Source organism: Caldisericum sp. (assembly GCA_022759145.1).
GTDB lineage: Bacteria > Caldisericota > Caldisericia > Caldisericales > Caldisericaceae > Caldisericum.
Map to the genome: position 1 here is coordinate 1 of JAEMPV010000031.1, position 19600 is coordinate 19600.

Annotated in this window: 23 protein-coding genes; 12 read left to right on the plus strand and 11 right to left on the minus strand. The window is 39.7% G+C overall.

The annotated features are described in order from the left end of the window. Nucleotides 1-35 precede the first annotated feature (35 nt). From JHC30_01965 to JHC30_01975, 3 genes are read left to right on the plus strand one after another with little or no spacing between them, the layout of a single operon-like run. Entirely contained in the window at nt 36-893 is an 858-nt protein-coding gene (locus JHC30_01965; protein ID MCI4462920.1) for a zinc ABC transporter substrate-binding protein, read from the plus strand. Further along, nucleotides 893-1672, plus strand: a complete 780-nt coding sequence (locus JHC30_01970) for a metal ABC transporter ATP-binding protein (protein MCI4462921.1) — start codon at nt 893-895, stop codon at nt 1670-1672. The genes JHC30_01965 and JHC30_01970 overlap by 1 nt, the downstream gene beginning before the upstream one ends. Continuing rightward, a complete protein-coding gene (locus tag JHC30_01975; protein ID MCI4462922.1) occupies nt 1653-2435 on the plus strand; it encodes a metal ABC transporter permease in 783 nt (260 codons plus the stop codon). The genes JHC30_01970 and JHC30_01975 overlap by 20 nt, the downstream gene beginning before the upstream one ends. Here the strand turns inward: JHC30_01975 and JHC30_01980 are convergent. After that, nucleotides 2432-3700, minus strand: a complete 1269-nt coding sequence (locus JHC30_01980) for a hypothetical protein (protein ID MCI4462923.1) — start codon at nt 3698-3700, stop codon at nt 2432-2434. The genes JHC30_01975 and JHC30_01980 overlap by 4 nt on opposite strands. A gap of 100 nt (nt 3701-3800) precedes the next feature. Here JHC30_01980 and hrcA point away from each other — a divergent pair, with 100 nt between their 5' ends. Both hrcA and mtaB read left to right on the plus strand, forming a co-directional pair. After that, nucleotides 3801-4829, plus strand: coding sequence for a heat-inducible transcription repressor HrcA (gene hrcA, locus JHC30_01985; protein MCI4462924.1), 1029 nt, complete (start codon nt 3801-3803; stop codon nt 4827-4829). After that, complete coding sequence (gene mtaB / locus JHC30_01990) at nt 4826-6070, plus strand: tRNA (N(6)-L-threonylcarbamoyladenosine(37)-C(2))-methylthiotransferase MtaB (protein MCI4462925.1); 1245 nt, start codon at nt 4826-4828, stop codon at nt 6068-6070. Before hrcA ends, mtaB begins: the two co-directional genes overlap by 4 nt. On the opposite strand, the gene galU is transcribed toward mtaB, so the two are convergent. The 6 genes from galU to JHC30_02020 are packed head-to-tail and all read right to left on the minus strand — an operon-like array spanning nt 6053 to nt 10703. Next, complete coding sequence (galU, locus tag JHC30_01995) at nt 6053-6925, minus strand: UTP--glucose-1-phosphate uridylyltransferase GalU (protein MCI4462926.1); 873 nt, start codon at nt 6923-6925, stop codon at nt 6053-6055. The two genes, mtaB and galU, sit on opposite strands and share 18 nt — an antisense overlap. 37 nt (nt 6926-6962) lie before the next feature. Next, complete coding sequence (locus JHC30_02000; protein ID MCI4462927.1) at nt 6963-7739, minus strand: metallophosphoesterase; 777 nt, start codon at nt 7737-7739, stop codon at nt 6963-6965. A 2-nt stretch (nt 7740-7741) separates the two neighbouring features. Continuing rightward, complete coding sequence (locus tag JHC30_02005; protein MCI4462928.1) at nt 7742-8470, minus strand: hypothetical protein; 729 nt, start codon at nt 8468-8470, stop codon at nt 7742-7744. A gap of 10 nt (nt 8471-8480) precedes the next feature. Further along, complete coding sequence (locus JHC30_02010) at nt 8481-8633, minus strand: hypothetical protein (protein MCI4462929.1); 153 nt, start codon at nt 8631-8633, stop codon at nt 8481-8483. 9 nt (nt 8634-8642) lie between these two features. Then, a complete protein-coding gene (locus tag JHC30_02015) occupies nt 8643-9851 on the minus strand; it encodes an adenosylhomocysteinase (GenBank protein ID MCI4462930.1) in 1209 nt (402 codons plus the stop codon). 9 nt (nt 9852-9860) lie between these two features. Then, nucleotides 9861-10703, minus strand: a complete 843-nt coding sequence (locus JHC30_02020) for a bifunctional methylenetetrahydrofolate dehydrogenase/methenyltetrahydrofolate cyclohydrolase (GenBank protein MCI4462931.1) — start codon at nt 10701-10703, stop codon at nt 9861-9863. A gap of 82 nt (nt 10704-10785) precedes the next feature. Between JHC30_02020 and JHC30_02025 the strand changes: the two genes are divergently transcribed. Genes JHC30_02025 through JHC30_02035 form a run of 3 tightly spaced genes read left to right on the plus strand, consistent with a single transcriptional unit; the run spans nt 10786 to nt 13726 of the window. Further along, the gene (locus JHC30_02025) at nt 10786-11358 is read left to right on the plus strand and encodes a hypothetical protein (protein ID MCI4462932.1); all 573 of its coding nucleotides are present in this window, start codon (nt 10786-10788) and stop codon (nt 11356-11358) included. Between the two features lies 1 nt (nt 11359). Then, on the plus strand, nt 11360-12907 hold the full coding sequence (locus JHC30_02030) for an ATP-binding protein (protein MCI4462933.1): 1548 nt from the start codon (nt 11360-11362) through the stop codon (nt 12905-12907). A 12-nt stretch (nt 12908-12919) separates the two neighbouring features. Beyond that, nucleotides 12920-13726 (plus strand): prolipoprotein diacylglyceryl transferase, encoded by an 807-nt coding sequence (locus JHC30_02035; protein MCI4462934.1) that lies wholly within the window; start codon nt 12920-12922, stop codon nt 13724-13726. Here the strand turns inward: JHC30_02035 and JHC30_02040 are convergent. Next, entirely contained in the window at nt 13701-14330 is a 630-nt protein-coding gene (locus JHC30_02040) for an MBL fold metallo-hydrolase (GenBank protein ID MCI4462935.1), read from the minus strand. The two genes, JHC30_02035 and JHC30_02040, sit on opposite strands and share 26 nt — an antisense overlap. Nucleotides 14331-14397: 67 nt before the next feature. On the opposite strand from JHC30_02040, the gene JHC30_02045 reads away from it, so the two are divergent. Beyond that, entirely contained in the window at nt 14398-14826 is a 429-nt protein-coding gene (locus JHC30_02045; protein MCI4462936.1) for a metal-dependent hydrolase, read from the plus strand. On the opposite strand, the gene JHC30_02050 is transcribed toward JHC30_02045, so the two are convergent. From JHC30_02050 to acpS, 3 genes are read right to left on the minus strand one after another with little or no spacing between them, the layout of a single operon-like run. Then, complete coding sequence (locus tag JHC30_02050; protein ID MCI4462937.1) at nt 14794-15948, minus strand: hypothetical protein; 1155 nt, start codon at nt 15946-15948, stop codon at nt 14794-14796. The two genes, JHC30_02045 and JHC30_02050, sit on opposite strands and share 33 nt — an antisense overlap. Further along, nucleotides 15923-17491, minus strand: a complete 1569-nt coding sequence (locus JHC30_02055; GenBank protein MCI4462938.1) for an NAD(P)H-hydrate dehydratase — start codon at nt 17489-17491, stop codon at nt 15923-15925. Before JHC30_02055 ends, JHC30_02050 begins: the two co-directional genes overlap by 26 nt. After that, the gene (gene acpS / locus JHC30_02060; GenBank protein MCI4462939.1) at nt 17488-17820 is read right to left on the minus strand and encodes a holo-ACP synthase; all 333 of its coding nucleotides are present in this window, start codon (nt 17818-17820) and stop codon (nt 17488-17490) included. The genes JHC30_02055 and acpS overlap by 4 nt, the downstream gene beginning before the upstream one ends. A gap of 90 nt (nt 17821-17910) precedes the next feature. Here acpS and JHC30_02065 point away from each other — a divergent pair, with 90 nt between their 5' ends. From JHC30_02065 to JHC30_02075, 3 genes are all read left to right on the plus strand, one after another. Then, on the plus strand, nt 17911-18936 hold the full coding sequence (locus JHC30_02065) for a bis-aminopropyl spermidine synthase family protein (GenBank protein MCI4462940.1): 1026 nt from the start codon (nt 17911-17913) through the stop codon (nt 18934-18936). Nucleotides 18937-18939: 3 nt separating this feature from the next. Beyond that, complete coding sequence (locus JHC30_02070; GenBank protein ID MCI4462941.1) at nt 18940-19158, plus strand: hypothetical protein; 219 nt, start codon at nt 18940-18942, stop codon at nt 19156-19158. Then, nucleotides 19127-19600: ATP-binding protein (locus tag JHC30_02075; protein ID MCI4462942.1), on the plus strand; the 474-nt coding region annotated here is incomplete at its 3' end. The genes JHC30_02070 and JHC30_02075, both read left to right, overlap by 32 nt.

A 19600-nucleotide genomic window follows, 5' to 3' on the forward strand; every position in this document is an offset into this window, starting at 1 on the left:
CTCCTCTCGTGCTATAATATGTAGGAGGTGACGAGATGAGAAAATTATTCATAGTTGCTATCGTTTTGGTTTTAACAGTTGGGCTTTTTACTGGTTGTGGAAAGAAAGAAACCTCGAAGTTAAAGGTTGCGGTTACCATTTACCCTTTTTACGATGCAGTTCAGGCAATTTCGGGTGGACTTGTTGATGTTGTTGTTATTGTGCCGCCGGGAAGTTCGCCACACACATACTCACTTACGCCACAGGATATTAAGAATCTTGAAGGTGTTTCTGTCATTTTCGAGAACAATTTCGGGCTTGAGGAGTTTTTGAAGCCTGTTATGTCTTCGCTTAATGCAAGGGTGGTTAATGTATCAGAGCCTCTTAAAGATGTTGTTGAAAAGCACGAGGGGAACCCTCACCTATGGCTTAATCCTGAGTATTTCATTAAACAAAGCGAAGTGATAAAGAACACGCTTATTGAAATTGACCCAGCGCATAAGGACACTTATGAGAAGAATTTCGAAACATACAAGAGCCAAATTCTTACGAAAGCAAGTGAACTCAAGGAGAAGTTGAATACCTTGCAAAATCGAAATGTTATTACCTTCCATGATGCCTTCCCGTATTTTGCAGAGTACTTTGGGCTTAATATTCTTGCATCAATTGAACCGGATCCAAACAAGATGCCAACACCAAAGCAGATTATAGAAATTGAGAACCTCATTAAGAAGTACAATGTGAAAGTCGTGTTTAAAGAACCAGAACTCTCTTCTGACATATACAAATCGATTATTGAGGATACAGGGGTTAAGGTCATCGACTTAATGCCTCTGGGTGATGGAGAAAAAATAAAGACATATATTGAACTTATGGAGTATAATGTAGATACGATTTACGATGCGCTAAAATAATGGAAAAAACGATTCTCGAAGTAAAAAATTTAACGGTAAGTTTTAATGGCTTTAAGCCCCTGCACGATGTTTCTTTTGAGGTTCAGGAAGGGCAGTTTGCGGTGATCCTGGGCCCGAATGGTGCTGGAAAAACGACACTTCTAAAGGCTATACTTGGGCTTGTGCCATACGAAGGGAGCGTAAAGATTTTCGGTAAGGATACGGAACTTCTTACAAAAGACGAAAGGCTCAGGATTTCCTATGTGCCGCAGCGGTTTGAGGGTGTGAAAAACTTGCCCTTAACTGTGTATGAGTTTTTTGAAATTTCTTCTGAAGATAAAGGCAACCTTAAAGATAGAATTAACGAGTTTGCATCAGTTGGAGATGTGAAGAGGCTACTTTCTAAAAAGATTTCTGAACTTTCGGGTGGCGAACTCCAGAGGGTTTTGATCGTCCGGGCACTACTTTCGAAACCAAAACTCATGCTTTTTGATGAGCCTTTCTCGGGCGTTGATAAGATTGGTGAGCGAGCCTTTTATGAGTTTTTGAATTACCTCAAGGAAACATATAATGTAACAATTGTTCTTGTGTCACATGATGTTTACAATATAACTAAGATTGCAGATGTAGCCATTTGTATAAATAGAAAACTCATTTGTTTTGGTCCGCCTGAAAGTGTGTTCTTTGAGGAAAACTTCGAAATTATCTTTGGAAAGGATGTTTCTACCTATAAGCACAAAATTTGTAAGGAAGGAGGGCCGTGCGAGTTCTACAAGGAAGATGAGCCCAATAATCATTAGAAGTCTTGTTGCTGGAATTTTAACGAGTTTCTTATGCGCTCTTGTAGGCGTTTTTGTAGTCATAAGAAAAATGTCTTTCTTTGCACATGCTGTTTCGCATGCGTCCCTTGCAGGTGTTGCAATTGCTTATTTAACAAATACAAATCCTTTTTTAGGTGCAATAGGCGTGGGGCTTTTGACGGGGCTTGCTGTATCGTATTTTGTAGAGAGGTCGCGTCTGTTTGAAGACACCATCATTGGTATCCTTCTTCCATTTACGATGAGTGTTGGTCTTATTCTCATATCCTTCATAAAAGGATACAAGCCTGACTTAATGAGCTACCTTTTTGGAGATATCCTTTCAACTTCGCGATTTGATATCTACCTCATTGTAGGGATTTCAATTCCTGTACTTCTCCTTATGTTTTTGCTTTTGAAGAGGTTCATCCTCATTGCGGTTGACAGGGATTTTGCAAAGATAAGAGGGCACAATGTTTCACTTCTCGATTATATTTTTATGGCGATACTCTCGCTTGTGGTCTTGATATCAACAAAAATTGTTGGAATTATCCTTGTTTCTGCGCTTGTCGTTATCCCGCCTGCAACAGCACTAAACCTATCGAGGAATATGAGAGAGACTTTTATTTACTCAATTGCCTTTGGCATTGTGGGAAGTATTGTAGGAATATTTGCATCTTACGCCTTTAACCTTCCCACCGGCCCTGCAATCGTCTTCGTTATCTCGGTAATGTTTCTTTTAAGTTTGCCCTTTAAAAAGAGTTAGTACTTGATGTTATAGACGCGCCAGGTAAAGCCAACTTCTCCCATCTTCATAAGAGGGTTTGTCATATTGAGGTTGGTGTCTGCAATTTGTGAAGCCGATGCGTATTCCATGCCGAGGCTTGTCCCAACATCGAATGTCCTCTTGTAGAGGAGCGCATCAAGCCCTGTCCTCTTCTTCAGGAGTCCCAATATGAATATCCTTGCGCTCTTAAATTTCTTACTTTTGAGACGCCTTGTAATTTCCCTGAAAATTATGAGGTCTCTATAGGTATCCGCAATTGAGATTGATTCCCTATGGGGCATAAATTTCTTGAATAGCTTGTCGTCAACTTCCTTTACAACCTCGTTAATATTTGGTATCGTAACCGAAACGCCTATAGGGTTTCCATTTTCCTCAACGATATATATGAGTTCAGGAAGCGCAACCTGTTTGAGAGATGCTGCGATATAGTCAAACTCGTCGTCTTCGAACTTTTCAAACTGCGGGTGCTCTATCGTGTCCCAGGCTGCGTTGTAAATAGTGCGGATTTTTTCAATTTCGTTTTTATAGTCTTTCATATTTGCATCCCTTATTATGATGCCTTCTTGCCTCAGTTTTTCTTCTATGTCGTACCTATTATTAAGAACGCTTGTAACCCTTTCCATATATTTCGATGCCTTCTCCTGATCTACAAGGAAAGAGAACCAGTCGTTTTCTTTTTCGCCATACTGGTCGAAAATATCCTTGTAATATGGAGGGTTATATGGTTCCATTGGCATTGGCGTGTGGTTGAAACCGTCTATTAAAAGTCCTGCTTCACCCGATGCATTAAACCTCATAGGTCCGATAATTTTTGTGCACCCTTCGTTTTTGAGGTCTTTAATTGCTGTATCAAGAAGTTTATAACCTATTTCTTTAGTCTCTGCTTCAAACAGCCCGATTATACCAATGCGTCCCTCGTATTTCTTTTCTTTGTAGTTTCTATCGATAAGGGATGCGATACGACCCAGAGGTATGCCATTTTCCTCGTAAAGATAGTACTGCAAGAAGTCAAGATGTTTGAAGAAGGGATTATACCCTGGCAAAAACTTCTTTAGCCTTATTCTATCGGGATTGAGGTCCTGCAGTTCCTGAAGAAGTAAGGGGAACACCTTTTTTGACTCTGCACTCCTGTACCAGGAAATATGGAAGGGGACTGAAACGAATGCCTTAAGGTCTCTTAAAACTATGTTGAAGTTTGAAACTCTTTCACTTGAATGCGGTTCTTCAATGAGTTTTCTTAACATTTTTCACCTCTCAAAACTCAAATTTTCCAAAAAATACCCGTTCTTTCAAATTATACACAAAATCAATAAACATCAAAATTTATGTTATAATATATATGCTATGGAACTTGACAAGAGAAGGTCTGAAGTATTAAAAGAGGTTGTAAAAGAATATATTGAAACGGGAGAGCCCGTCTCTTCTGAGCGGGTTGCAAAGAGTGTTAATTTTCCTGTTTCTTCTGCAACTGTAAGGAATTATATGGCAGAACTTGACGAGATGGGATTCCTAACACAGGTGCACGCATCCTCTGGAAGGATCCCTACAAGTAAGGGCTTTAGGTATTTCGTAGAGGAAACGCTTAAAGAGAAGAGGAAAATAAGGCTTTCAGAGATAAAGTTGCCTGAGCCTGAGAAGATTAAAAACCTTTCAGAGATACTTTCTCAGATATCAGACCTCATTTCGAAGTACACAAACGAGATATCATTGGTAGTCTCCCCTTGTTATGAGGATGAGAGGTTGAGGTATATCCATTTCTTCCTTGCAACGAATTTGCTTTTCACAGTTATCGTTACGACAACGCAAACAACTGAAGCAATACTTCTTGGGAATTATACAATAGAAGAAGAGGGCTTAAGATACCTTGAAAACTTCCTCAATTCGAAATTACAGGGGAAAACGCTTAAGAGTGCACTTAAAGAACTCCTTGAAAATAAGTTCTACATTGACGAAATTGACCTTAAAGGTAGCGAAATCGTTTCGAAGTTTTACGAGGCTCTTAAAAATGAGTACGATAAAAGAAAAACAAAAGAGATATTCATAAGGGGCATTTCAAACCTTCTTACGACTCAAATTCAGATTGCAGAGGAGAGACTGAAGTTTCTTCTCAATATCCTTGAGGAGAAAGAGGCGCTCGAAAAGATACTTAACGATGTCCCCAAGGAAGAAAAACTGCAACTTGTGATTGGTGAGGAGAACAAACTCCCTGAGTTATGGGACTATAGCCTCATAACGGTGAAGTATTCAATTAAAGAACTCGAAGGGACATTGGGGCTTTTAGGTCCCATCAGGATGGACTACATAAAAGGGATTTTTGTCCTTGAGGAGATTGCAAATAAGCTCGAGCAACTCTCAGAAAAGATTTTAGGATGAAATTTTCTATATTCACTCTTGGCTGCAAGACAAACCAGTACGAATCAGAACTAATGAGGGAATCCCTTATTAAAGAAGGGTTTTCCGAAGTTGATTTCAAGGATTTTGCAGATATTTACATTGTTAACTCGTGCGTTGTTACGGAAAAAGCAGAGCGTGAGACCCGTAAGGCATTAAACGAGGCTTTAAGGAAAAATCCTGATGCTAAGGTAATCCTTACTGGTTGTTATGTTAACCTGCATAACGAGGCGCGTATTGGAAAAGTCTATTTTTATAGAGGTGCAAGGAGTAAGATCGGGGAGTTCATAAAAAATGGCGAGGAGATAAAGGGAAAAGAGGAAGAGCGAATTCAGAGTTTTCTTGAAAGGTCCCGTGCCTTCGTAAAGATAGAGGAAGGGTGCAACAACTTCTGCACCTATTGTATTGTGCCTTTTGTAAGGGGGCACGAGATAAAGAGTAAGAAAAAAGAATTAGTCCTGGATGAAGTTAAAAGGCTTGTTGATAACGGCTTTAAGGAGATAGTGCTCACCGGAACGGAAATTGGAAAGTATGGCGAGGACCTTGGGATAACAATTGTTGATCTTATAAGAGACTTGAAGAAGGTCGATGGGTTAAAGAGGCTCAGGATCTCATCCATCCATCCAAAGCATGTAAGCGATGCGCTTATCGATGAGTTCAAGGAGCCTTACGCACTCCAACCCCACCTCCACATATCGCTTCAGTCGGGGGATAATGAAATACTCAAAAGGATGAATAGAGGCTACACGAGAGAGGATTTCTTAAAGATTGTTATGAAGTTAAGGGATATTGACCCAGATTTTTCGATCTCAACAGATATAATTGTAGGATTCCCTTTTGAAACTGAGGATGCATTTTTGAATTCCCTTTCGATAATAAGGGAAGCAAACTTTTCGAAGGTGCATGTCTTCAGATACTCAAAGAGGCCTTTTACCCCTGCCTATTACTTTAAAGAAAGCGTCCCTGAAATCACAAAAACAGTGAGAAGCGAGCGTGTTCGAGAGTTTGCAAACGCAATAGCAAAGGAGTTTAAGGAGCGCTTCATTGGGCGTGTAGTCCCTGTGCTTGTGGAGGAAGAGATAAACGGAAACCTCACTGGCTTTACCCCACATTACCTTAAGGTGGAGTTTAAAGGAAACGCCCCAATAAACTCAATTGCAATGGTTAAAGTCCTCTCGGTTTCACCTGAAGTTATGTATGGGGAATTAGTCTCCTTTGCATAGGTCTTTAAGGTACTTTTTGAGTTCGGCACTTAAGTCTTCTCTCTTCAAGGAAAATGCAATGTTTGCCTTTATAAGCCCAAGTTTTTCGCCAACATCATAACGAGTGCCCTCAAATTCGTAAGCAAAGACTCTTTCGTTTAAAAGGAGTTTTCTTATCGCATCAGTTAATTGTATTTCTCCGTTTTTACCTGGCTCTGTTTTTTCGAGTGCATCGAAAATCGTGTTGTTGAGGATATATCTTCCGACTATTGCAAGGTTTGAAGGGGCTTCCATCGGGTCGGGCTTCTCTACAAGGTCTTTTACATCATACACATGTTCTCCAATTTTCTTTCCTTCGATTATGCCATAGGACTTAACATCCTGCATTGGTACCTTCATGACAGCGATGACATTTCCGCCGTATTTTTTGTGTATGTCAATCATTTGCTTCAAAACAGGGACTTCTGCGTCTATGATATCATCTGCAAGGAGTACCCCAAAGTACTCGTCGTTAATGAAGCCTTTTGCCTGGTATACTGCATCGCCAAGCCCCCTTGCTAACTTCTGCCTCACGTAGAAAATCGATGCAAGTTCGCTTGTTTCCCTTACTATCTTTAAAAGGTCGTGCTTTCCTTTTTGCTCAAGTTCGTTTTCGAGTTCAATTGCGTAGTCAAAGTAATCTTCGATTGCCCTTTTTCCTCTTCCCGTTACAAGGAGGATGTCTTTAATGCCAGAGTTTATTGCTTCCTCCACTACATACTGCACTGCTGGCTTATCTACAATTGGGAGCATCTCTTTTGGCTGAGACTTTGTAATGGGAAGAAGCCTCGTTCCAAAGCCACCTACAGGGATTACGACTTTCTTTAAATCTTTCATACTGCCTCCTTTCTTTCCAAGGTAATTATATCCAAATTTATATTTCTCCGATAAGGACCTCAGGTTTTGAAAAAATCCTTATGGGGAAGTGGCTTTCGCCAATGCCTCTATTCACATACATTGTTGTTGAATTATTTCTAAAAATTCCGTACAGGAACCTTGAACCATACTTCGAAGGTGAGTATATCGCAAACTTCAAGAAAGGAAGCCTTACCTGTCCTCCGTGAAGGTGCCCTGCAAGAACAAGATCAATGTTTTGTGCAACTGCTTCATAAAATATGTCAGGCGAGTGTGCTAAAAGGATTGTGTAGAGGGTTTTATCGATATTCGACATCGCCTTTTTGAGGTCTGCTCTTTTTGTGTAAGGGTCTGAAACCCCAATAATGTTTATCTTCGTATCCCATTTTTCGAATATAATGCTTTCGTTTTCAAGGACGATTATTGAAAGTGATTTGAGGGCGTTTTTTAAATTCTCGACATCCCTTACCTTATAGTCCCAATTTCCGAGAACGAAGTAAACGGGCTTTCCGAGATCTACGATCTTTTTTAAGTAATTCGATGCGACAAAGTTTCTTCTGTAGTTTACTATATCTCCCGTAATGAAAATTACATCAGGAGCTCCCTCTTTTAGGATTTCGAGGACTTTTTTCTCACGGATACTTTCTCTTGAAAAATGGAGGTCTGTAATGTGAGCAAACTTTATTCCAAGGTTACTTCCAAACGAGATGTGCGTAGTCTCGACCTGTAAGCGCTCGATAAATATCCCATATATGAGGACAAGCGAAACGATAACAACTGATATAGTAACAAACATTATTATTTAATTTCTTTTCGCCTTATGAACTTTCCACCCTCAGCAGTTATGAGGAGAACATCAATTGGTCCTCCTACTGTTTTTGGTCTTGCCTGGAAGCGCATTGTGTCGATGGTTGTTTGTATTGCGTAAACCGCAAAATCAATTGCATCTTGTATGGGCATTGCATCCCACAGGATTGGCGACTTTGGAATTTGAACACAATTTCCCTGAGGGTCTTTTACAAATACAGGGTTCAAGATCTCGTTAAGGATATCTCCTTCTCCTCCCCAACTTGCACCGTATAGAACTTTCTTCATTTCAGGTGAATAATTAACCCTCACCTTTTCGTTTCTCTTTATGTTTATATGGTAAACATAAGGAACGCTACTTTTCCCTTCCTTTACATAGCCTGCGATATGGAAAGAAGTGTCTGCGTTTGGAAATGAAGGCCTGAAGAAATTGAGAAGTTTGTTAGTTATTTCCTCGACTGTGTCGTGGGGCTGGACTATCTCCTCTTCGAACTTTTGGATGTAGAAGTCCATTGGGATACCGCCTAAAAATGTTTCTCCAAAAGTGGATATACCAACGCCATTTTTCGAGAGAAGGAAAGTCTTGTAGACATAATCAGAACTCACTATGGGGATGGGAGTTGAATTTGGGATATCCTGCCTCTGAAGGGAGACAGTTTGTCTGCTATCAGATGCCATCACTATGCCCGATGGCACATAAACCGTAACTATTAAAGACATATTTTACCTCCTAATTTTTTGTAACGTTTGGCTCGCCTGAAAGCATGTTCTGGAAGAGGTCGAGGATGTTTTCAATGGCGTTTTCGATGTCGGATAACCTCTCCTCTATTTCGAAGAGCCTTTTTTCGAGGGATTCAATGCGCTCCAGTTCTTCTTTTTTCACTTTCTCTCCTTAATGTGGTTTTGTAAGATAATCTATCTGCTTTTTTGTAAGTTTGTCTATCTTTATTCCGTTTGCTTCCAAAAATAACTTCGCAACCTTTGTGTCAATTTCTTCGGGGACATCGTAAACCCTGTTTTCGAGTTTGTGTGTAAGAAGATATTCCGCCGAAAGTGCCTGGAGTGCAAATGACAGATCCATTATCTCGATCGGGTGACCATCTGCACAAGCGAGGTTCACAAGGCGCCCTTCACCAAGGACATAAATGCGCCTTCCGTTTTTGAGGGTGTATTCGTCTATATTTTTCCTTACCTCACGCTTTGAAACCTTTTCTTTCTCAAGTTCATCCATTGCAACTTCAACATTAAAGTGGCCTGCGTTAGTGAGGATTGCTCCATCTTTTAGAAGTTCAAAGTGTCTCGAGTCGATAACATTCGTATTTCCGGTGCAGGTTACAAAAATGTCGCCAATTTTCGCTGCGTTTTTCATTTCCATAACTTCAAAACCATCCATATATGCTTCGATTGCTTTGACTGGGTCTACCTCGGTTACCACGACCCGTGCGCCAAGTCCACGAGCGCGCATTGCAACGCCTTTTCCAACCCAGCCGTATCCAGCAACTACAGCAGTCTTTCCTGCAATATTAATGTTTGTTGTCCTCATTATCGCATCCCAGGTCGATTGCCCCGTGCCGTATCTGTTATCGAAAAGGTGCTTACATTTCCCATTATTTACTGCAATTACGGGGAACTTCAGGAGTTTTGCGTTTTCGAGTGCCTTGTCTCGTATAACACCAGTTGTAGTCTCCTCACAAGCCCCCAGAACACCCTTCAAAAGGTCTTTTCTTTCATAGTGGAGAAGATGGACGAGGTCTCCACCGTCGTCAATAACTATGTGAGGTTTCACTTCAAGGGTCTTTTTGATGTTTTCGAGATGCTCTTCCTCAGTTTCACCTCTTCTTGCAAAAACTGGAATACCGAAGTTCCTCAATGCCTCTGCAACATCGTCCTGTGTCGTAAGCGGATTTGAGCCAGACACATAGATGTTTGCACCACCCATCTTAAGCACTTTTGCAAGGTTTGCGGTTTTCGCTTCAAGATGAATTGATAGTGCAATGTTTACGCCCTTAAAAGGCAATCTCTTTTCAAAATCCTCTTTTATCTTTTGAAGAATTTTCATGTGGGTGAAAGCCCACTCTAACTTTCTTTCTCCTTCGTGCATTTCTCACCTCTAAACAATTCTATTCTGTAGCGTTGCTGCTTTAACCGTGTTTCTAAATAGCATTAGTGTTGTTAAAACACCAATACCTCCTGGAACGGGCGTTATGTAACTTGCTACATCTTTTACGCTATCAAAATCAACATCACCTACAAGTTTTCCATCAATTTTGTTTATGCCTGCATCGATTACTACTGCACCGGGTTTAACGAAATCCCTTCCAATAAGCTTTGGCTTTCCAACAGATACAACGAGGATATCTGCCATCTTCGTTAGGTCTTGAAGGTTTCTTGTCCTTGAGTGTGCTATGGTAATAGTTGCATTTTCCTGTAAAAGAAGTGCTGCTGTTGGCTTTCCAACAATGTTACTTCTTCCCACGATTACTGCAAATTTTCCCTCGATTGTAACAACCGATTTAATCGCAGTTATTATTGCCTGGGCTGTTGCAGGAGGAAAAGGAGTTGTTCCTTCGAACAGTTTTCCAAAATTAATCGGGTGGAAGCCATCTACATCCTTTTCAGGAGCGATTGCTTCTACAACCTTTGCTTTGTTTATGTGAGCGGGAAGTGGAAGTTCAACTAAAATCCCATGGATATCTTTTCTTGCATTAAGGTTTCTTATGTTGTACAGGAGATCTTCTTCAGAAATCTCGACTGAAAGTTTATGGTGCTCTACATAAATGCCAAGTGCTTCTCCCTCTTTTCTTATGTTTTTTGCGTAACTTTCAGAAGCCTTCTCCTCCCCAACCTGAATTACAGCAAGCGCCGGGCTTACGAGCCTTTTCTTCAACTCTTCAACATTTGTCCTTATTTCGTTTTGCAGCCTTAAAGCAATCTCTTTTCCGTCCAATATCATCTTTTCAACCTCCTTTGTTTTAATAATACAAATTTGATTATTTTTTTCAAGTATTCAATATAATATATTTGAAATGGAAAAAATGCATATAGCAGAAATCGTTTCAATTGAGGGACTCGATATCCTTGCAGAACCTAAAGAAAGAGCAACGCTACCAATAGGGACACTTTTAAAAACAACAAAAGTTAATAGCATTGTTTTTGTAGTCCTTGATGACCTCTATATGAATATGATCCCAGGAGGAAGCCACGATGCCTACGGTATTCCCGAGGATAAAATAGAGGAAATGTATCCTCATGTAAGCGACTACCTGAGGTACCTTGTAAGGATTTATCCTCTTGCAGAACTCGATAAAGACCACCTTTTTCCTGTATCGAAATCACCTGTTATAAATGCACTCCTTTATGAGGTTGAAAGTGAAGAGGTGAAGAATATTCTTGAAAATAGTTTCGTGGTGCGAGAGCTCTCCCTTATAGACATAGGTAAATTCCCAAAGAGAAACAAGGCGATAATAAACCTTCTTAGAAATTACTTTTTGCAGTTTGACGAAAACGAACGAACGGAAAAACTGAAGGAGTTTTTGCCTGTGCTTTCCTCTTCTTTCAGAAGGGATTATGCATCACTTATGGAAATTGTAAGAGGAGTAAAAGGTTAAAATGGAAAACGAATACATAGGATATATTGTCTCTGGCTCCTTTGGAGAGGGGCTCACCTTCAAGGTAAATACATTTGTAAATCCAGAGAACATCAGAATTGGAGATTTTGTCGTTGTCGAAGGGAAAAATATGGACTACCTGTGTGTCATTGACGACATACGCCTCAAGGCAACGACAGATGAGGTGTTCTTCGATCCGCCCGTTGACGAGGAAGTTGACGGTGGTATAGAAAAAATTGCCGCATCCTCATACATATATAATGAAATTTCAATATTTCCTTATCTTGCGCTTCCAAAAAGTGCTAATGCCTTCGGGACAACCGTTAAAACCCTTCCTACGCACTTTGCAAAGGTAAGGAATGTGCGCTCCCAGGACTTCTTGAGGATAATTCCCCAAAAAAACGCATTTTTCATAGGGACTCCCCTTACAAGTAGTGAGCGGCTCTACATAGACCTGGAAAAACTTTCGATGAGAAACACAGGGCTTTTTGGCATAACGGGATCTGGAAAATCTTTCCTTGCAAGGATAATTTTTGCAGGGCTCATAAAGCAGGGCATCTCTACGCTCCTTGTTTTCGATATGCATAACGAACACGGCAGAAGCATTAGGACTGAAGATGGAAGAAGCATTGATTCTCTTGCAAGCCTTTTCCCTGATAGGGTTAAAATTTTTGATGTGTCAACTGCAAACAAGGATGCAAACAAATACATAGAGATTTCATACAAAGATGTTGAACCTGAGGATATTGCACTTGTTGAAGACCAGTTAAAATTCTCTCCAAAGTCCCTCGAGACGCTTGAAATTGTTGCTCAGAAGCAAGGTAACTGGCTTGAATACCTTCTCGATATTTACGATAACATTTCGGATAAAAAAGGCGAAGCAGAAAGGCTTGGTGTAAACCTCGAGTCTCTTGATGCACTTGTAAGGCATCTTAAGAAGTTAAAAACCCTTGACTTTCTCAAAAACATTGGGAAGAGTAACTCAATAAACGAGATAATAGAAAACCTTGAGAATGGAGTAAGCGTTGTTGTCCAGTTTTCAGGCAATTACAGGGACGACAGGCTCACCTATTACTTTGTTTCGAATGTCATAACAAGGAGAATCTTCGAAAAATTCTCAGAACAAAGCGAAGGAAGTATTAAAAACCGTGTTACGATAGCAATAGAAGAGGCGCACAAGTTTTTGTCAAAGCAGTATGAGGCAACTAACATATTTGGGCGAATTGCAAGGGAGATGAGGAAATTTAATGTCACCCTCTTTATTATCGACCAGAGGCCAAGTGAAATAGATCCTGAAGTGCTTTCTCAAATAGGGACGAGACTTGTTATGGAACTTAAGGACGAAAACGACATAAGCGCTGTTTTCCAGGGGAGTTCTCACTCAAAGAGGCTTGTAAAAATTCTTTCAACGCTTGAGCAAAAGCAGGCGCTCGTTTTTGGATACGCTGTGCCCCTTCCACTTCCGATAAATGTGCGTCCGTATGATGAGGAATTTGTAAAAGAGATGAAGGATATTAAAAAGAAAAATGCAAAAGACGAAATATACTGAGGGAGGTAAAAAATGTATCCAGTTTTGATAAAGATTGGTAACTACGAGTTAAGGACTTACGGCGTAATCGTTGCTATTGCTGCAATTGTAGGCATCCTCACTGCGCTCAGGTATGTGAGAGAAAGGGGAGTTGACGAAGATACTTTTCTTAATGTTGTAATCTGGGCACTCATTGGCGGAATATTAGGCGCAAGAGTTTTCTGGGTGTTCGCATCGCCATATTTATCGACATATCTCAAGCGTCCCCTTACGATTTTTGCCTTCTGGGAAGGAGGGCTCTCCTTTGAAGGAATGGTTTTGGGAGGGCTTATTGCAATTTTTATCGCATCGAGGTTTTACAAAATATCCATTAGAAAAATTCTGGATGCAGGTGCACTTGGTGTTTCTATTGGCTATGGCATTGGGAAATTTGCTTGTTTCTTTAATGGCTGTTGCTATGGGCTCCCTGTGCCATCATGGTGGCCCAAGATATTTCCGTTTTCGCTTGTTTTCACTAACCCTAAATCGCAGTGCGACCTCCTGAATACTGCTCTTTATCCTGCACAACTTCTCAATGCTCTGAGCGGATGGATTACTTTCTTTGCACTAATCTACATCCTTAGAAGAGACAAAAATCTTTACGAGGGGAAGTTATTTACTTATTTTGGATACATCTTTCCTCCGATGCTTTTTGCAATCGAGTTCATTCGCTATATCCCGAATAGGTTCCTTGGACTTACGCCGAACCAGTGGTTTTCAATTGGTTTCGTTATTTTTGCTTTTCTTTTCGACCTATATAACAGAAGAACTACTTCTAAAACTGGGGCTCAAGAACAATAATTTCTCCCTGGGGAAGTGTTTCTTTTGTTACCTCTAACTCCTTCAACATTTTGTAATTGATTCCTTTTGTGAATTCATCGATGGTGAGGAGATTTAGCGTCAAGCCCTTTAGTTTGTAGTGCATCGGGATTGCGATGTTGGGTTTGAATTCGTTAATGATTTCTTTAGCCTCGTTTGGACCGATTGTGAAGACCGAGCCAATAGGTATAAAGAAGATATTCGTGCCTTTTATGAATGCCTTTTGAGTATCGTTAAACCTTTTGTCTCCAAGGTCTCCAAAGTGGAGTAATGAGATACCTTCAGAAGTAATCTTGAAAAGGTGAATTACGCCTCTTTCTATACCCTTTTTCGTGTCGTGATACGCCTCAATACTTTCGAATTTTACACCTTCGATCTCTTGAGATACAACGCCTCTTAACACTTTCTTATACTTCGGAACGTATTTTACAGCGTTGTGGTCGAAGTGCTCATGAGATACAGTTATTATGTCTACCTCTGGGAACTTTACTGGATATCCAAGAGACGGGTCGTAAGGGTCAGTTAAAATCTTAATTCCGTTTGTTTCGATTAAAAAACTCGAATGCCCGTAGTACTTAATTTTCATATTCTCCACCTCCAAATAAATTATAACTCCTTTTTAATGAAGCGTGAATGGGTTATAATAACTTGCTATGACTGGTTTTACGCATCTAACATTTGCGTTATTTTTGGAAGGTAATGCAAGCCTTCCTGACCTTGCGATGGTTTCATTTGGAAGCCTATTCCCGGATATCGATACTTTTGGTGCCCTGTCAAAAAGCTTCAAAAACAAGCCCGGAAACCTCACACACAGGGGAATTCTCCACTCTCCCTTTATTTATGCTGTTATTTTTCTAATATATTACCTGATATTCAAAAACCTTGCAATACTTCCTTTTTTGGTTGGTGCTTTGTCGCACCTTGTTTTAGACTTTACTACAGTCGAGGGGATTCCTCTTTTTTATCCTGTAAGTAAAAAGAAATTCCACATCTTCGGTTTCAGGACAGGAAGTATAGTCGACGTGAGTATGTCTTTAATATTTCTCTTCCTATTTATTTTGAGACTCTTTAAGTTTATTTAAGAAGAATTTTAACGCTTCTTCGTAACGTTTTTCCTTTATAAGGTTAATCCCTGTTGAGAGTTCATCTTGCGATTTTTGTGTGCCCTGGGCTATCGCACTTTCTTCTTTTACGCTCTCTTCAATTTTAGGCACTTCAACAATATGCTCTTTTGCCTTTTCCTCTTCAAACTTTTCCTCAATTTTAGGTGTTTCGGGAGGCTTCTCTGTTGCCTTTCCCTCTTTTACGCTTTCCTCAACTTTTGGTACTTGAACAGTGGATTCCTCCGGTTTTTCTTCTTTCTTTAATTCGTTAAAAACGCTTTCAAAAAATCTTATCAATGGTTTTTCGTTTTTGTAAAGGCTTATAAGTTCGTTCAGGTCTTCAATCTTAAAAATCCTTTCGTCCTCGAGGATTGTGACTCTGAATCTGGAAAGAGGGTTAACTTCAATAACTTTCTTAAAGTAATCGTTTGCCTTTTCATGATTTCCAAGGAACTCGTCTATTATCCTTGCCATAATGTAGTTTGCTCTTGGATAGTTAGGATAGTTTACAAGGACATTCTCAAGAAGTGGTATTACTTTTTCGTACTCTCCTGAGTGGGTATATGCTTCAGCAAGTGCTACCTTGAGGATAGGGTCATTTTTTGTTGTCCTTTCGAGTTCCTCAAGGATGCTTATAAACTCTTTCCTTGAGATGTTCTCTTCAGAGAGGATTATTTTGAGTTTTTCATCTTCTTTTTCGTTTGTAATGCGGATTATCTCATCTTTTTCGTATTTTGGTGCAAGGGCTATTGCTTTTGAAAAGGGTTCTTGTGCGTTTTTTCCTTCCTTCAAGTTGACGATGCCTTTAAAGAGGTAAGCGTACTGGTTTTCAGGGTCGGTAGTTAAAACATACTTAAATGCAACATTTGCATCAAATATTTTTTCTCTGATGAGGTAGGAAATGCCCCTGAAGAGGTCGTATAGGACACACGGCGTTGGGCTGTCCATAGAAAGCGCCTCTGCGTGAGTTTCAACTACATCATAGTTCTTTAACATAAAATTGTATGTTAAAAATAGAGAATTCAGTATTGGTGAATAAGGCCTCAGGTTCAATCTTTCTTTTATTTCGTAAAGCCTATCGTGGATCTCGTGCTCCTTCATAGTACGCCCCCTCTAATTCTTTATAGTGCTCCCAGTAATATCTTATTGCGTTTGGAATATTTTGCAAAATATCCAAAGAAGTTATACCCTCTCTCCATTCCTTCGATAGCAAATCTCCTGAAAGACCGTGAATATATGTTCCTAAAATTGTGCCATAAAGAAGATTGCCTTTTCTAATGACGGACGCCCCTATCGTGCCAACGAGGACATCCCCACTTCCTGCGGTTGCAAGAACAGGATTCCCCGATGTATTTATGTATATATCTCCATTATATCCAATAAGCGAGTATTCGCCCTTTAAAACAATCACATGTTTAATATCTTCCATTGCCTTTAAAAGTGCACTGAATTTGTCATTCTTAATTTCATCTATAGTGAGCCCTGTAAGTCTTGCAAACTCTCCTATATGTGGAGTTAATATCGTGTCGTATTGCCTATTAATAAGGATATCCTTGTGCCTTGACAATATCGTAATTGCATCGCCATCGATTATGAGGGGCTTTTGAACTCTTTCTACAACTTCCAAAACGAGTTCTTCTGTGTCTTCGTCGATTGAAAGTCCTGAGCCAATTGAAACAATATCCACATTGTTAGAAAAGTCGACAATTGCTTCGATATTTTTCTTAGAAATGGCACCGTTTTCGTTTTCTTTAAGAGGAACCTGAACTATCTCAGGAGCCCTTTGTGAAACTATTTTTGAGACTTCCAGGGTTGTTGTAAGGAAAGACATACCGCCCCCACTTTTTAAAAATGACAGGGCGTTGAAGTAAGGTGCACCTGTGTATCTCCTTGAACCTGCAATGAACAATGCCTTTCCAAGTGACCCTTTGTGGGCATTAGTTGGACGCTCATCGAAGGGCTCGACGAATTTAATCTGAACATGTATATCCTTTGATAGCGTTAGTTCATTTGGATAAGAAATGTGCGAAACGACGAGACTTCCTACATAATCACACCCTGGATAGGCAAAGAACCCTCTTTTTGGAAGTCCCATTGTGACCGTGTAGTCTGCTTTTACAGCAACCCCGAGAATACTTCCTGTATTTGCATCGACACCAGAAGGTATGTCTATAGAAACGACTGGCTTTTTAGAATTGTTGATTTCAACAATGAGTTCTTTTATCTTTCCTTCGATTGGTCTATTGAGTCCTGTCCCAAAAATACCGTCGATTATTACATCTGATTCCTTTATTGCTGAAAGAAGTACCCTATTTATAGATTCGAATTCAAGAATTTCTACAGGATAATTTTTAAGGAGTTCAAAATTCTTGAGGGCAACACCTTTGAGTTTGCTTTTATCTCCAATAACGAAAACAACTACTTTTGCAAAGTTAGAGGAAAGCAGTCTTGAAACTGCAAAGGCATCTCCTCCGTTATTTCCAGAACCTGCAAAGATTATGTACTTTTTGTCGAGACCGAACTTATGCTTCAAAAGTGAAAAAACGGCGTGTGCTGCATTCTCCATTAAAATTTCTTCTCCGATGCCAAAATTTACTGCAAGTTCGTCTAATTTTTTAATTTCTTCTCTTGTTACAACTTTCATATCTCAACCCTCACTGCCACCGCTACTGCAAATGCCTTCTCGTGCGAAATCGATAAGTATATATCAGGAAAATCCTTTGCGATTGGCTTTGAAAAATCATTGTAGGTAATTTCTATTTTGTTAAAGGGAATACTTTTTTCGAGCGTCTTTGTGATCGCTTCTTTTGCAGCAAAACGCCCTGCAAGAAATTCAACCACATTCCCTTTTTTCTTTAGTTCGCTTTTTTCGCTTTCAGTTAAAATCCGATCGATAAACTTCTCTCCGTAATTTTCGAGAACTTTTCCAATTCTTTCTACACTTACAATGTCGATACCCACTCCTTTTATCACAACAAAATTATACAACTAAATGATTTTTTCTAAAATAGTCAAATGTGCTAAAATGTGGTGTATTTGTAAAAATTCTTTTAGGAGGTTGTTATGGATAGAATGAGCCTTCAGATTTTGAGAGCGTTGTGGAGAAAGCCTCTTGATATCTGGGAACTTGTGATAATGCAGGATAACGATATAAAGAGTGTTTACGATACACTTGAAAAACTGAAAAACGACGGGTTAATTAAATATAGCGAAGAAAAAATTGAGATCACAGAAAAGGGTATAGAAGAACTCAAAAAGAATAATTCAATGCCTTATTTAGAAACAAAGTGTGGAACTTGTAAAGGAAAAATTTATGATCCAGGGCACTTTAAAGACATACTCGAAACCTTCAGGGAGATTTTTAAGAATAGACCCGGTGAAACAACAGAATTTGACCAGGGTGTTGTAAGCGAGGAAAACTCTGTAAGGCGGCTTGAATTTGTTTACGAAAGAGGAGACCTTGAAGGTAAGGAGATATTTTTCCTTGGAGATGATGACTTAACAAGTGTCGTCTTTGCGCTTTCTAAGATGCCAAAAAGAGTCGTTGTGGTAGATGTAGATAAGCGGATTGTCGAATACATTAACGAGGTTTCAAAGAAGTATAATCTTTCACTTTCTGCTTATGTCTACAATGCGGCAAAAAAATTGGACAGTAATTTTATAGGAAAGTTTGATACATTTTTAACCGACCCTGTCGAAACAGTGAAGGGCATGCGCCTTTTTCTTTCAAGATGCGCCTTAGCCCTTAAAGGTAAGGGGTCTTCGGGCTACTTTGGTTTGAGCCATTTTGAGTCTTCGCTTAAGAAGTGGTACGAAATCGAAAAAGACCTTCTTGATATGAACTTTGTTATAACAGATATGCTCAGAGATTTTAACGAGTATCTCCTTGTTGGCGAAAGAATTTTGCACGAAGGTTACTACATTGTGGAGAAAGCGCCTCTTAAGGTAAAAGCGCCAGAAATTTCCTGGTACAGGTCTACTTTTATAAGGCTTGAATTAATTGACGAAGCAAAGCCCAAGATCGTGGATGATGTTAACTGGGACCGTTCCCTTTACTTTGACGATGAGACCTATGTTGTGAGGCCATAAGCGATGCTTTCTACTGCAAAAACGACGACCCTAACGGGGATTGAAGGAGTTGAAGTTCTCGTTGAAGTTAATATTGGAAGTGGGCTTCCAAATTTTACGATTGTAGGTCTCCCTGCAGAAAGTGTTGAAGAGTCAAAGGAACGTGTTAGGGCTGCAATTAAAAATTCTGGCTTCGAGTTTCCTATAAGAAATTACAGTAAACCTTACTCCTGCAGATGCTAAGAAAGAAGACACTTATTTTGACCTTCTTATTGCTGTTAACATCCTTGCTGTTATCGGCATAATTAAGGACAAAGATAAAATCAAGGAATTTTACTTTCTTGGCGAACTTTCTCTTGACGGAAGTGCAAAAAGGGTTGTAGGGGCTCTTCCAATGGTTTCGAGTCTCCCAAAAAGGGCAAATGTTATTGCTCTGTATGATCTTATGTCTGAGATAAGCATAGTTGAAGATGTTGATATTTACTTTGTGAAACACTTAAAGGAGGTCGTTGAGTTTTTAAACGGCGATAGAATTATTGAACCTGTGAAAACCGACCTTTCAAAATTATTGGAGATGGAAATCTCAGAAGAGGAAGATTTTTCGGATACAAAGGGGCAGTACCAGGCAAAGAGAGCAATAGAAATTGCTGTTGCAGGTGGTCACAATCTTGTTATGATTGGCTCT